The following is a 13,643-nucleotide window of genomic DNA, read 5'->3' as shown; positions in this document are numbered from 1 at the left end:
CAGTCGTGCTGGTCACGCAGTGCTGTGTGGCCGAGAGGAGCGGTACAGATGGATCTCCAGGACGTCGTGTCGGCGGGCGTGCTCGAGCAGCGGGAGCTGCTGGAGCAAGGAGTCCTGTCCGCGCAGGAATTAGTCGCCGCCACGCTGACCGGGATCGACGCGGCCAAGGATCTGAACGCGTTCACTCAGATCCGGCACGAGCAGGCCCGGGCCGAGGCGATCGAGCGCGACCGCGAACGCGCCGCGGGCAGCGTCGGACCGCTGCACGGCATCCCGATCGCGATCAAGGACGAGATCGACGTCGCCGGCCTGGTGACCACCTTCGGCACCCGGTCCAACTCGACCCCGGCCGAGGCCGACTCCGAGATCGTGCGCCGGTTGCGGGCCGCGGGCGCGATCATCGTCGGCAAGACCACGATGCCGGAGTTCGGGCAGTGGCCGTTCACCGAGTCGAGCACGTATGGCGTGACCCGCAATCCGTGGGACCGGAACCGGACGACCGGCGGTTCCAGCGGCGGCTCGGCCGCGGCGGTCGCGGCCGGGCTGGTCCCGGTGGCGATCGGCAGCGACGGCGGCGGCTCGATCCGGATCCCCTCGGCCTGCTGCGGGCTGTTCGGCCTTAAGCCGCAGCGCGGGCGGGTGCCGGTCGCGCCGTTCGAGCATCTCTGGTGGTCGCTCGGCGTCACCGGGCCGCTGACCCGCGGCGTCCTGGACTCCGCGGTCGTCTACGACGTGATCCGCGGCAACACCCCCGGCGACCGGTTCACCGCGCCGGACCCGGTGATGTCCTTCGAACAGGCCGCGCGGCAGACCGGTGCACCCCTGCGGATCGGCTACAGCACGAAATCGCCGTCCGCCCTGGCGAAGCCGGATCCCGAGCACGTGCGCGCGGTGCAGGACACCGCGAAACTGCTTGCCGAACTGGGTCATTCGGTGTTCGAGGTGGACCCCGACTACCCGGAGTCGTTGCAGGCCTTCTTCCCTCAGTTCTTCGGCGGTGTGCGCGACGAAGCCGAGCACGTCGAGCATCCGGAGCGCCTCGAACGCCGCACCCGGCAGACCATCGCGATGGGCACGTGGGCCCGGCGACCGGTCGTCGAATGGGCGATCCGTCAGGGAGAAGCGCTGGCGCACAAGGTCGATCGGGTCTTCGCCGACTGCGACCTGCTGCTCACCCCGACCCTCGCGGGCCGTCCGCCGCACATCGGCGCGCTCGACAGCGCGAACACCGTCCGCGCCCAGATCAGGTCCATTCCGATGGTGGCCTACACGACGCTGTGGAACGTCACCGGCCACCCCGCGGCCTCGCTGCCCGCGGGCGTCGCCGCCGACGGGCTGCCGCTGGCGGTTCAGCTGGTCGGGCCGAGCAACGGCGAGACGACCATTCTCACCGTCGCCGCCCAGCTGGAACAGGCGCGGCCGCATGCTCGTCCGGTGGGCTGAAAACCGGTTCGGCGGATAAGGTGACGAGGTGACCGAATTGGGTGAAATCGCACCTGCTTTCGTCGACCTCGCGCACCGCATCGTGTGGTGCACGGTGTCCACGACCGATCCGGCCGGACGGCCGCGCAGCCGCGTCCTGCATCCGCTCTGGGAGTGGGACGGGCAGGAACTGACCGGGTGGATCGTCACCAGCAAGACGCCGATCAAGCAGGCCCATCTCGCGCACAGCCCCTATGCCTCGTGCAACTACTGGGCGCCGACGCACGACACCTGCCTGGCGGAGTGCGCGGCCGAATGGGTCGACGACGTGGCGACGAAGACCAGGCTGTGGGAGTTGTTCAAGAGCACGCCGGCCCCACTCGGCTACGACCCGGGCGCGATCGGCGTGCCCGGCTGGACCGGGCCCGAGTCGCCGAACGTCAGCCTGCTGCGGCTGCGGCCGTGGCGGCTGCGCGTCCTGCTGGGCGAGAACCTCCAGAACGGGTTCAAGGCGACCTCGTGGCGGGCGTAGACCCGACGAATTCCGGAATCGGCGAATAATATTCACAACAAAGGTGATTTCCACGAACAAGATTCTGTACGGTCGAGGGATGCGTAAGAATGATTCACCCGGTGGCTCGACCGCGCCGGTGCCGCCGATCCATCCGCCGGCCGGGGTGCCGATCGATGATATCGACCGGATTCTGCTCGACCAGCTCGCGCGCGACGGCCGGATGACGAACAACGCGCTCGCGGCCGCGGCGGGCATCGCGCCGTCCACCTGTCTCGGGCGGGTGCGGGCGCTGGTGGAACGCGGCGTCATTCGCGGGTTTCATGCCGACATCGATCCGGCCGCGCTCGGCCGCAGCCTGCAAGCCATGATCGCGGTGCGCCTGCGGGCCAGCGCCCGGCAGCATCTGGCCGAGTTCGGCGAGCAGATGTCGGAGTTCGAGGAGGTGCTCAACGTGTACTTCATCGCGGGCGCCGACGATTACCTGATCCACGTCGCCACCTCGCACACCGACGAGCTGCGCCGGTTCGTGCTGAACAATCTGAGCGAGCATCCGGCGGTCGCGTCCACCGAGACGATCCTGATCTTCGAGCACATGCGGCCGCGGACGAATCCCACGGCATGACAAAGGCGGCCGACCCGAGGACCGGCCGCCTTTGCGAAACATGTTACGCGGCCAGGCTTTCGGCGGCGTAACCGTGTGCGGCCGCGACGGAAGCGGACAGCAGCACACCACCATGCGTACTGAGACCGCTCGCCAGGCCCTGATCCATCGCCACCGCCTCGCGCCAGCCGTGCTCGGCCAGCGAGACCACGTACGGCAGTGTGGCATTGGTGAGCGCGACGGTCGAGGTGTAAGGCACCGCGCCGGGCATGTTGGCGACGCAGTAGAACACCGACTCGTGCACCCGGTAGGTCGGATCGGCGTGCGTGGTCGGGCGCGAATCGGCGAAGCAGCCGCCCTGGTCGATGGCGATGTCGACCAGCACCGAGCCCGGCTTCATCTGCGCGACAAGGTCATTGGAGACCAGCGTCGGGGCCTTCGCGCCGGGCACCAGCACCGCGCCGATCACCAGATCGGCCTCACGGACCGCCTTTTCGACCTCGAGCCGGTTGGACATGATGGTCCGGACCTGACCCTTGTACTGCGCGTCGATCTCGCGCAGGCGGGCGATGTTCAGGTCAAGGACGGTGACCTCGGCGCGCATGCCGTGCGCGATGGCGATCGAGTTGCCGCCCGCGACGCCCGCGCCGATCACGACCACGTTGGCGGGCGGGGTGCCGGGCACGCCGCCCATCAGCACGCCGCGGCCGCCGCCGTTGCGCATCAGGTGGTAGGCGCCGGCCTGCGGGGCCAGCCGGCCCGCGACCTCGCTCATCGGCGCGAGCAGCGGCAGCGAGCCGTCGCGGCCGGTGACCGTCTCGTAGGCGATCGAGGTGATGCCGGAGCTCAGCAGCGCGTCCGTGCACTCCTTGGAGGCGGCGAGGTGCAGGTAGGTGAACAGCACCTGACCTTCCCGCATGCGTGAATACTCCTCGGCGACCGGCTCTTTCACCTTGAGCACCAGGTCGGCGACGGCCCAGACCTCGTCGGCGGAGTTCAGCACCCGCGCGCCGGCGACGGTGTATGCCTCGTCCTCGAACGCCGAGCCACGACCGGCACCGGTCTCGATGTACACCTCGTGCCCGCGGGACGCGAGCTCGTGCACACCGGCCGGGGTAATCGCGACCCGATACTCGTGGTTCTTGACCTCGCGGGGGACCCCGATCTTCACCTGCGCTCCTGAATGTCGATGGATGTTGATAGCTGAATGTTCATAGCTGGTCCGCATAATCTAGACCTTTCTGCCTCAAATTATGAATATCCTGCAAGATCAGGTCTAGATCTTTGAAGATAATTCTCAGAATAGCCTAAATCCCTGTCGAATCCTCAGCCCCGCCACGCCCCAGGTCGCCCAGCCCGCAAGATGTTCGACCGGCACCCCCGCCAGCGGACACGCACCACCCGGAACCCCAGCCTCGCCCATACGAGCAAAAGATCCCCGACGCCGCGCACATCCTCGCAACGCGCGCATGAAATCGTCAGCAATTCCGTGCGCGGCGAGACAGGACGGACGCGGGTTGCTGGATCGCGCGCAACGGGGCGGGCGCGTATAGGCGGGGCGTGGTTGCGGGTAATCGACTTCACAGTCGGTTGGCCGTTGATCTTGCCTAAGATACAACTTGTGTCTAAGACGTATTCATCAGCTGAGCAGGCCTATCGCGAGGTCAAAGAACGCATCCTGACCGGGACGTTGGCGGGTGGCGAGCTGATCAGTGAGGGCGAGATCGCCGCCGATCTGGGCACGTCGCGGACGCCGGTGCGCGAGGCGTTCCTGCGGTTGGAAACCGAAGGGTGGATGAAGCTCTACCCGAAACGCGGCGCGCTGGTGGTGCCGATTCCGCCGGACGAGGCCGAGCACGTCGCGTACGCCCGCTATGTGGTCGAGGCGGCCGCCGTGCGCGCGCTGGCTTCGACCGATCGCACGGCGCTGACCTCGATGCTCCGCTCCTCGCTCGACCAGCAGCGCGAGTTGGCCGCCGCCGGGGACCTCGACCAGTTCGCCCTGGTGGACACCGACTTCCATCGCTCGTATGTGATCGCGGCGGGCAATCCGCTGCTGGCGAGCTTCTACGACTCGTTGCGCGAGCGGCAGCGGCGGATGAACAGCGTCGCGCTGCGGCGCGGGCCGATCGACATCGACCGGATCATCGAGCAGCACGCGCACCTGGCCGGGCTGATCGAGGCCGGGGACGTGGAGCAGTTCGCCACCGCGCTGGCCGAGCACCTGGCCGGCGTGCACCAGCTGGAACTACGGGGGTTGTGATGGCGACGCTGACCACCGCGGTCCGGCCCGCTCGGGTCGCATCGAAAACGTGGTGGGGCGTCGCCGCGGCGATGTTCGCGATCGCCTGGGGCGGAAACGAATTCACGCCGCTGCTGGTGATGTACAAGAACCACGGGCTGCCGACGACCACGGTGGATCTGCTGCTGTTCTATTACGTCCTCGGCATCGTGCCCGCGCTGCTGATCGGCGGGCCGCTCTCGGATCGGTACGGGCGGCGCGCGCTGCTGCGGCCGGCGCCGTTGATCAGCGCGACGGGGTCGCTGCTGCTGGCGTTCGGGTCGGCGTCGGTGCCGGTGCTGTCCGCCGGTCGGGTGCTGTGCGGGGCCGCGCTCGGGTTGGCGATGGCGGTGGGCAGCAGCTGGTTGAAGGAGCTCGCGCAGCCGCCGTTCGGGCCCGCGTCGCCGGGTGGCACCGGGGCGCGGCGGTCAGCGATGAGTCTCACCGGCGGGTTCGCGGTCGGCGCGGGATTCGCCGGGGTGCTGGCACAGTGGGCGCCGTGGCCGAACGAGCTCGCCTACCTGATCAGTGTGGCGCTCTGCCTGGTGGCCGCGCTGTGGGTGGCGCGAGCGCCGGAAACGGTGCTCCCCCAGGCGAATCCGGGGCGGCTGATCGATGACCTGAAGGTACCTGCCGCCGGGCATCGCCGATTCCTCTGCGTGGCACTGCCGGTCGCGCTGTGGTTGTTCACCTCCGCCGGAACGGCTTACGCGATCATGCCGGCGTTGATGGCGCCGCACATCCACGGCGCGCCGATCGCGTTCTCGGCACTGGTCTGTGTTCTCACGCTCAGTTGCGGTTTCGCGATCCAGTCGGCGGCGCGGCGGATCGACAAGCCGGGCACCGCGCGGGCAGCCGTTGTCTCACTGGTGTTCGTCACAATCGGAATGACCTCTGCCACTTGGGCTTCCGATGCGCTCACGCTCTGGGCGACGCTGCTGACCGCCGTCGTGCTCGGCGCGGGCTACGGCATCGGACTCGTGGCCGGACTCCAGGAGATCGAACGGATCGCCCGCCCCACCGATCTGGCCGGGCTGACCGCGGTGTTCTACTCGGTGAGTTACCTCGGCTTCGGCGTGCCCGCCCTGCTGTCGTTCCTGCACGGGCAGTTCGGCTTCGGTTACCCGGTCATGTTCGCCGTCGCCGCGGTCGTCGCGGCGGGCAGCCTGGGGCTCGTGGCCCGCAACTATCGGGGCTGATCCCCGCTCGGCAAAATCGGTGGCGACCATCGAGGCAGCGTTGCTACGGTTGCTGCCGCGCTGGTAGAAGCGCCCGAGCGATCGGTGACCGGGCCCACGGCGGGCCCAGAAATGAGTGTCTATGCCCCGGACCGCGCCGAGCGCGCCTCACCGCGTCGAGTCGAACCGCGTCGGTTCGCTCGCGCCCGCACCGCCAACCGCCGCTAACTAGCTTCGAGGCGCGCTCGGCCTGCTCCTGCTGTTTCCCAACCCTCAGCAAAGGAGTAATCCGGGTGTCAGACAACACCTCTCACGGTCCGAGCGCATCGCTGCGCACCGACACCTTCACCTGCGTGCGCTGCGGCCTCGTCGTCGCCACGCTCGCCCCCGACAACAGCTGGCGCAACCACTGCCCGAGCTGCCTGAACTCACGACACACCCACGACCATGTCGAGGGCGGCATCTCCGAGTGCCGGGCCAGAATGGCGCCGCTGTCGATCGCCGTGCTGCGCACCGGCGAATGGGCCGTCGTGCATCGGTGCACCCGCTGTCACGAGCTGGCGCTGCACCCCGTGTGCGGCGACGACAACCAGCTCATCCTGATGCGCATGGCGGTCCGCCCGCTCGCCGAACCGCCGTTCCCGCTCGAAGTCTTCGGCGATCTGTAGGGGGTGCGCCATGCCACGCAGAAAACCGGCGGGCCACCGCCCGCAACGCGCCAAGCACGTATTGCACGGCCGCGCAGGCGAATCCGGCGACGCGTTCCGCTGCCTCGGCTGCCGGATGGACGTGCCGATCGCCGCGCCCGGCACCGCCCACCGCAACCACTGCCCGCACTGCCTGACCAGCCGCCACGTGGACCGACGCGTCCCCGGCGACCGGGCCGAGCCGTGCAAAGGGCGAATGGAAGCGGTGAGCATGTCCGCGCGCGACAACGGCGAATGGCAGCTCGTCCACCAGTGCCTGGCCTGCGGCGCGGTCAAAGCCAACCGCATAGCCGGCGACGACAACGCCTTGGCCCTCATGCGAATAGCGTTGCGCCCGTTGGCCGATCCGCGGATCGGTCACCGCGCGCTGCTGGCGCTGTGAAGTTGTCCGGTGCCTACCGCGCGAGCAGTAGGCATCGGAACAGCTACGTGGATTCGCCGAGCATTCCGGCTTCGGCCGGTTGTGTGTCGGCTTGCAACGCACGACGCACCTGCGTCGCCTCCGCGTCCAGCGCCGCCGCTTGCAGGTAGGCGGCGGTGGATTCGGCGAGCAGGGTGGTCCAGCGGGTGACGCGTTCGGTGCGGTGGGCGAGTTCGCGTTCGGCGGCCGCCAGCGCGGCGGTGTCGCCGGTCGCGGCGGCTTCCGTTGCGGCAGTTCGGGCTTCGCGTTGTTTCTGGTCGGCACGGAAGTGGAGTTCGCGGCAGTGGTCGGGGTCGAAGACTTCGGCGCGAATGTCGGCGGCCTCGGCTTCCAGTTCGGTGATCCGGGCCAGGCGCGGGTCGGACTGGTCGATCGTTTCGTCGGGGGTCCACTCGTCTTCGGTGGATTCCCAGGGGAGGTCGAAGGGTTCGTCGCCGAGCGTCTTCTGCTCGAGGAAGCGGCGGTGGTCCTCTTCGGCCCACTCCAGGTAGTCGCGGTATTCGTCGAGGTCCTGCTCGGTGATCGGGCGGTGCCGCGGGTGCGCGGTCATCGAGACCGCGACGCTGCCGTCGGCATACCGCAGCAGCACGGTGACGATGGTGACCGAGCGCGGTTCGGGCCGGTCCTCCACGCGCGCCATCATCACCTCGTAGCGATGCTCCTCCACCGCCGAGTCGCAGGCTTGCTCGAATATCCCGCAGGCGATCTCGTAGTGCTGGCTCGCGGTGCTGCCGGTGAGCGGGTGCGCTTCGCCCAGGTAGCTCTCGCCGGACTCGACGGTGGCGCCGTCGTGGACGATTTCCCAGGTGTAGGACTCGGCGTGTCCGTCGGTCGACGCGCCCGGCCGCGCCTCGGTGGTCTCGGTGGCGTCGTGCACAGTCCGCTCCCTCTCATACCCGAACAGGGCGGCGGCGGTCTGGCTTCGCGACGCCGTCCGCTGGCGGTTGCACGCCTATATTTCTCCTTCCGGGCCCAGCACGCCAGCGGCAAATCTGGGGATCGGCGGGTTACGCGGCGATCGCCGCGGCCAGCGCCGCCGAGATCGACTCGCCGTGCGCGGCAATCTCGACACGGATCGCCTGCTGCGCTTCGGTCCACTCGCCGTCCAGGAGCGCGTCGAGCATGGTGCCACCGGATAGTCCACATATCCCCGCCGCCACATCCCGCTCGACGGAAGGGCGAACGCCGAACGGGACTTGGTGGCGGCTAAGTGCGAGTGAGGGCCCAGCCATGTCCCGTTCGACGGAAGGGTGAATGTAGAACGGGACATGACGGCGTGAGGGCCGAGAGCAGCCGGCCATGGCGTGCCAGTCTGTAAGCACCGGCATCGACGTAGACCCCAGCGGGCGAAGCCGGCAGCAAAAGGCGAGTGCCCCGCAGCCACGTCCCGCTCAACAGGGACGACGATCACCAACGGGACACGACAGCGGCAAAATGCGAGTAGCCCCGCCACCATGTCCCGCTCAGCGGCAAGGTGGAAGGGTGACAGCCGGATAGGGCGTGGGGGTTGGCAACTCGGTTAACCTGTGAGCTGTTCGTGGTTGCTGTCAGGTCTGGGGGATCGCCGCGCACCTCGTGCCGCGGCTCGAGTCGGCATCAACCGCGAGTATCGGCTAGTGCTGGACGGCCAGCCGTACACCGAGACCGATGAAGATCCCGCCGGTGGCGACCTCGATCCGGCGACGCGCGGCATGCCGGCGGCGCAGCCACCCGCCGATCCGGCCGGCCAGCACCCCGACCGCGCCGTCGACCAGGAACTCGAACGCGATCATGATCGCGCCGAGAATCACGAACTGCAACCAGATCTGGCCGCGACTCGGATCGATGAACAGCGGAAGGAACGCGATCGTGAACGTCACCATCTTCGGATTCAGCAGATTGGTGAACAGCCCGGACAGGTACGCCTTCCGCCCGGAAACACCCACCTGCGCTTCCTCGGACGGCAGACTCGAACGCCGCCGAATCGCTTGCACGCCAAGGTAGATCAGATACCCGGCACCCAGCACCCGAACCACGGTGAAGGCCACCGGGACCGCGGCGAACAGCGCGGCCAGCCCGGCCGCCGCGACCGCGACGTGAATCGCCTCGCTCGTCGCCACCCCCGCCGTGGCGAGCAGTCCGGCCCGCGGACCACCCCGCATCCCGCAGCCGAGGACGAACAGCATGTCCGGGCCGGGCGTGATCATCGCGATGAACGTGGTGGCTATGAAGGCGAGAAGGAGGTTCTGGTCGACCGGCATCGGCTGATTCTGGCAGCACGGACCGTATATGGCGACGCAATATCGAGCGCGGGTGCGACCCGATCCGCCGTTCCTGATCGGGTCGCCACACACGGAGGTCACCGGTGGTGACGGAGGCCGGAGTTGTTCAGTCCGCCGACTCGGGGAAGACGAGGCGGAATACTGCGCCGCCGCCGGGCGGGGATTCAGCGGTTGCGGTCGCGCCGTGGAGGTCGGCGACCTGCTTGACGATGGCCAGTCCTAGCCCGTGCCCGGGTTTGGTGCGGGCGGTGGCGGATCGGTAGAAGCGGTCGAAGATGTGCGGGAGGTCGTCGGGTGGAATGCCAGGGCCTTGATCGCGAACGGTCAGCTCGTTGTGGTGCAGGCGGATGTAGATCCGGCCTTGGGGTGGGCTGAATTTGGCGGCGTTGTCGAGGAGGTTGGTGATGGCGCGGGTGAGGCGCGCGGACGCGCCGTGGATCGTGGTCGGGGCGAGGTCGGTTTCGAATGTGACTGCGGGCCAGTGACGTTCGGCGGTGCCGAGGCAGTCCGCGACGAGCAGGTCCAGCCGGAGGTCTTCGAGGGATTCCAGCGCGGCGGCCGGGTCGTCGGCGCGGGCCAGGTCGATCAGATCGGTGACGAGGCCGGAGAGTTCCTCGGATTGGACGCGTAGCGCGACGACGGTTTCGTCGAGTTGTCCGGCGCTGAGGCGGGAGGCTCGGCGGAGCAAATCGATGTTGGTGCGCAGGGCAGTCAGCGGGGTGCGCAGTTCATGGGAGGCGTCGGCGATCAGCCGGTGCTGGGCGGCGCGGGAGGTTCGTTCGGCGGTCAAGGCCTGGTCCAGTTCATCGAGCATCGTGTTGAAACTGGTTGCCAGGCTTTGGAGTTCGTCGGGCCCGGTGACGGTGATGTGGTGACGAGGGTCGCGGGTGTCGGCGATGCGTTCGGCGGCGGCGGTCAGGGTGGTGACCGGGGCGACGGCGCGGCGGGCAACGGCGAGACCGGCAGCGATGGCGAGGAGGATCCCGACAGCGGCTGCGGCGATGAGCGCGTAGGCGACGCGGCGAAGGCTCGTGTCGACCGGGTCCGCGCGCTGCGCGATCTGCACCGCGGAGCCGGAACGCAGTGGCGCGGTGTACATCCGGAGCGAATAGCCGTCGAGATCGAGGTCGCTGAAGAACGCGGCTCGGGTGCCGGCGGCGACCGCCGTGGTGGCGGAGTCGACCGGCAGCGGCTGGTTCGGGTCGTGCTCGGATTCGATGCGCCCGTCGGCGGCCACGACCTGCACGCAACTCGGCGCGGTCAGGTATCGGCACGGTCCGGACGCGGTGGCGACGTCCGCGTCGGTCGCGATCGTGCGGGTGATGCGGGTTGCTTCCCTGCGCAGGCCGAGGTCGAGGGAGCTGTCGAGTTCGTGCGCGACCACGGCGTAGGCGGCGAATCCCATGCCCGCGAGCGCCATCGCGATGGCGGCGACGCAGAACAGCGCGATCCGGGCGCGCAGCGAACCGGGCAGTTTCACGGCGGAGCCAGCCGGTAGCCGATGCCGCGCAGGGTGTGGATCAGCCGGGGTTCGTTGTCGGCTTCGAGCTTGCGCCGCAGGTAGCGGATGTAGACCTCGAGCGAATTCGACGTCGAGCCGAGCCCGGTGCCCCACACCCGTTCGATGAGCGTCTCGCGGGGCAGAGCTTGACCTTCGTTACGCAGCAGCACCTCGAGCAAGGAGAACTCGGTGCGGCTGAGTTCGACCAGGCGTGCGCCGCGGCGAACCTCGTGCGCGGTGGTGTCCATGACAAGGTCCGCACAGGACAGCACGGCACCGTCGTCGGGATACGTGCGCCGGACCAGCGCGCGAACGCGGGCGAGCAGCTCATCCAGATCGAACGGCTTGACCAGGTAATCGTCCGCACCCGCGTCCAGGCCGTCGACCCGATCGGCCACCGCGTCCCGCGCGGTGAGCATCAGGATCGGCGTGCGATCACCGCGCGCCCGCAACCGCCGGCACGCCGTCAGCCCGTCCATGAACGGCATCAGCACATCCAGCAGCACCACTTCCGGCTGCCACCGTTCGATCTCGGCCAGCGCCGCGGCGCCGTCACCGGCGGCGCGAGTCTCGTACCCTTCGCTGTCCATCGCGCGCACGAGTGCCTCGCGGACCGCGTCCTCGTCGTCCACCACCAAAACGCGCATGGTCCGGATACTACGGATCGGGTTCGCGCAGGCCCGGGACCCGAGGCGGTCTCATCGAACTCTCATCCGGCCGCGGCACCGTGCCTGGCATGAGACGTCGGAGCAACGAGCGCACCCGCCGCAGGATCGCGGCCGGGGCCACCCTCACCACCGTCGCGCTGCTCGCGGGGCTGGGTATCACCGCATGTGCCAGCGACACCGCGAGCGCACGACCCGAGCAGCGCGGCGACCATGTGCTGCTGCCGATCAAGGGTGGTCAGGCAGACGTGGACACGACCTCGCTGGCCGTCACCGGCGTCACCGGTGACGGTGCGCGCATCGCGATGTCCGGCGGTGCGACGGGCGGGCTCGGTGCGGCAGGTCCGATCCGGATCACCGGTGAGCTGGCCACCTGGACCTATCCCGAAAAGGGACTCACGGTCACCGCGGACACCGCCGACGGCCGTCTGCGAATCAGCATGCAGAGCGACCGCGACGAGCGGGTGGCCTGGCCGGTGACCGGCACCGATCCGGCCGCCGCCGCACTGCAACTCCCCCGCGGCGAGGGCCTGTCGCTGCCCGTCGCCGACCCGTTCTGGAATTCCTCCGACGCCGCCCTGGTCGACAATCCGCTCGACCTGACGTCCGGACTGACCATGCCGTTCTGGGGTTACCGCATCGGCGACCGCGGCGTGAGCTACCTCGCCCCCACCGACATCGGCACCACCCTGACGGTGCAATCCACCGACGGAAGGCTGCACACCACCGCCGAACACGATTTCGCGGCCAGAGCCGACACCCGCGACTACACCGTCACTTTCGCCCTCACCGACGCCTCCCCCGTCGCCGCCGCGAAGGACTACCGCGCCTGGCTCATCCAGCATGGCCAATTCCGTTCCCTCGCCGACAAGATCCGCGAGAATCCGCCGATCGCCAAGCTGCTCGGCGCATTTCACGCCTACCTCTGGGGTGACGGCCGCACACCCGAGGCCATCCGCAAAATGCAGGATCTCGGCCTGAGCCGCATGTGGCTCGGCTACGACGCCGGCGACGACCCGATGACACCCGCGGCGATCGACGCGGCGAAACAGGCCGGATACCTTGCCGGACCCTACGATTCGTACGACAACGCGCAGGACCCGGCCACCGCCGACAACCCGAGCTCCCGCTGGCCCGGCCAGCTGTGGCCGACCGGCTGCGTGCACGACGCGAACGGCACGCCGGAAACCGGGTTCGGCGGCCGCGGCTGCTACCTCAGTACCCAAGCCCTGGCGCAGGATTCGCGCCTGCTCGACGACCGCTACGCGAGCATCACCGCGAACGGAGCCAACACCTACTTCCTCGACGTCGACGCGGCAGGCGATTTCTTCGACGACTACAGCCCCGGGCACGCGATGAACAAGAAGCAGGACCGCGACAATCGCCTCGCCCGCATGCGCAAACTGGCCGAGGAGCGCAAACAGGTGCTCGGCTCCGAATCGGCGGGCGCGTGGGCGAGCACGCTGCTGGCCTACAGCCACGGCTCCCAGACGCCGGTGTCGGATCTGCTGTGGAAGGCCCAGCGCGACAAGGAAACCTGGGGCGGCTGGGCGCCGGCCGCCGCGCCGAAGTTCTTCTTCCAGCCGGCCGAACTTCCCACAGCGGCGGCCGAGGCCATGTTCGATCCGGCCTATCGCGTCCCGCTGTACGAGACAGTGCTGCACGACTCGCTGATCAACCTGGACCGCTGGGAGCTCGCGTACTACAAGCTGCCGCAACAACAAACGATGCGCGCACTGACCGCGATACTGAACAACACACCGCTGAACCTGGCGTTGGACCAGCGCCAGCTCGCCGAGCACGGCGCGGAGATCGCCCGCCTGCAACAGTATTTCGCGCCACTGCACGAGACGGCGGGCACCTTGCCGATGACCGACTTCCAGTGGCTCACCGACGATCACCTGGTGCAGCGCAGTACTTTCGGCGACAACGCGCTGACGGTCACCGCCAACTTCGGCACGACAGCATCCGGCGATCTACCCGCGGGCTGTGTGGACGCCCGGCTCGCGAAAGACGCGACACCACGGCGACTCTGCCTCGGCAACTGACCCGTGCAACGCGAAAGACCCGGCGCCCCTCCGGCTCCGGGTCC

General features: G+C 68.8%; 13 protein-coding genes. 8 read left to right on the top strand and 5 right to left on the bottom strand.

The features are described 5' to 3' along the window. Positions 1 to 48 precede the first annotated feature (48 nt). The 3 genes from F3087_RS42125 (at position 49) to F3087_RS42115 (ending at position 2,558) form a co-directional block, all read left to right on the top strand. Positions 49 to 1,443 (top strand): amidase, encoded by a 1,395-nt coding sequence (locus F3087_RS42125; protein ID WP_150407794.1) that lies wholly within the window; start codon positions 49 to 51, stop codon positions 1,441 to 1,443. 28 nt (positions 1,444 to 1,471) lie between these two features. After that, entirely contained in the window at positions 1,472 to 1,954 is a 483-nt protein-coding gene (locus F3087_RS42120; protein WP_150407793.1) for a pyridoxamine 5'-phosphate oxidase family protein, read from the top strand. A 79-nt stretch (positions 1,955 to 2,033) separates the two neighbouring features. Then, positions 2,034 to 2,558: an Lrp/AsnC family transcriptional regulator gene (locus tag F3087_RS42115; protein WP_150407792.1), complete on the top strand. Its 525-nt coding sequence runs from the start codon at positions 2,034 to 2,036 to the stop codon at positions 2,556 to 2,558. Between the two features lie 43 nt (positions 2,559 to 2,601). Here F3087_RS42115 and ald read toward each other — a convergent pair whose 3' ends face one another. Then, a complete protein-coding gene (gene ald, locus F3087_RS42110) occupies positions 2,602 to 3,708 on the bottom strand; it encodes an alanine dehydrogenase (protein ID WP_150407791.1) in 1,107 nt (368 codons plus the stop codon). 450 nt (positions 3,709 to 4,158) lie between these two features. Here ald and F3087_RS42105 point away from each other — a divergent pair, with 450 nt between their 5' ends. The 4 genes from F3087_RS42105 (at position 4,159) to F3087_RS42090 (ending at position 7,085) form a co-directional block, all read left to right on the top strand. After that, complete coding sequence (locus tag F3087_RS42105) at positions 4,159 to 4,800, top strand: GntR family transcriptional regulator (protein ID WP_150407790.1); 642 nt, start codon at positions 4,159 to 4,161, stop codon at positions 4,798 to 4,800. Then, positions 4,800 to 6,017, top strand: coding sequence for an MFS transporter (locus F3087_RS42100; protein ID WP_150407789.1), 1,218 nt, complete (start codon positions 4,800 to 4,802; stop codon positions 6,015 to 6,017). The genes F3087_RS42105 and F3087_RS42100 overlap by 1 nt, the downstream gene beginning before the upstream one ends. 272 nt (positions 6,018 to 6,289) lie before the next feature. Further along, positions 6,290 to 6,664 carry an RNHCP domain-containing protein gene (locus F3087_RS42095; RefSeq protein ID WP_150407788.1) on the top strand — a complete coding sequence of 125 codons (375 nt, stop codon included), beginning with the start codon at positions 6,290 to 6,292 and terminating at the stop codon, positions 6,662 to 6,664. 10 nt (positions 6,665 to 6,674) lie between these two features. Next, positions 6,675 to 7,085 carry an RNHCP domain-containing protein gene (locus F3087_RS42090; RefSeq protein WP_150407787.1) on the top strand — a complete coding sequence of 137 codons (411 nt, stop codon included), beginning with the start codon at positions 6,675 to 6,677 and terminating at the stop codon, positions 7,083 to 7,085. A gap of 43 nt (positions 7,086 to 7,128) precedes the next feature. Here the strand turns inward: F3087_RS42090 and F3087_RS42085 are convergent, their stop codons facing one another. The 4 genes from F3087_RS42085 to F3087_RS42070 form a co-directional block, all read right to left on the bottom strand. Then, positions 7,129 to 8,001 (bottom strand): hypothetical protein, encoded by an 873-nt coding sequence (locus F3087_RS42085; RefSeq protein ID WP_150407786.1) that lies wholly within the window; start codon positions 7,999 to 8,001, stop codon positions 7,129 to 7,131. A 736-nt stretch (positions 8,002 to 8,737) separates the two neighbouring features. Then, complete coding sequence (locus F3087_RS42080; RefSeq protein ID WP_150407785.1) at positions 8,738 to 9,364, bottom strand: LysE family translocator; 627 nt, start codon at positions 9,362 to 9,364, stop codon at positions 8,738 to 8,740. A gap of 127 nt (positions 9,365 to 9,491) precedes the next feature. Then, positions 9,492 to 10,865 (bottom strand): HAMP domain-containing sensor histidine kinase, encoded by a 1,374-nt coding sequence (locus F3087_RS42075; protein ID WP_223885765.1) that lies wholly within the window; start codon positions 10,863 to 10,865, stop codon positions 9,492 to 9,494. After that, the gene (locus F3087_RS42070; RefSeq protein WP_150407784.1) at positions 10,862 to 11,533 is read right to left on the bottom strand and encodes a response regulator transcription factor; all 672 of its coding nucleotides are present in this window, start codon (positions 11,531 to 11,533) and stop codon (positions 10,862 to 10,864) included. The genes F3087_RS42075 and F3087_RS42070 overlap by 4 nt, the downstream gene beginning before the upstream one ends. Positions 11,534 to 11,622: 89 nt before the next feature. Between F3087_RS42070 and F3087_RS42065 the strand changes: the two genes are divergently transcribed. Beyond that, the gene (locus F3087_RS42065) at positions 11,623 to 13,599 is read left to right on the top strand and encodes a glycoside hydrolase (RefSeq protein ID WP_150407783.1); all 1,977 of its coding nucleotides are present in this window, start codon (positions 11,623 to 11,625) and stop codon (positions 13,597 to 13,599) included. The last annotated feature ends 44 nt before the right edge of the window (positions 13,600 to 13,643 follow it).

The organism is Nocardia colli (genome assembly GCF_008704205.1).
Taxonomy (GTDB): domain Bacteria; phylum Actinomycetota; class Actinomycetes; order Mycobacteriales; family Mycobacteriaceae; genus Nocardia; species Nocardia colli.
This window is presented reverse-complemented; position numbering and strand designations above follow the sequence as displayed.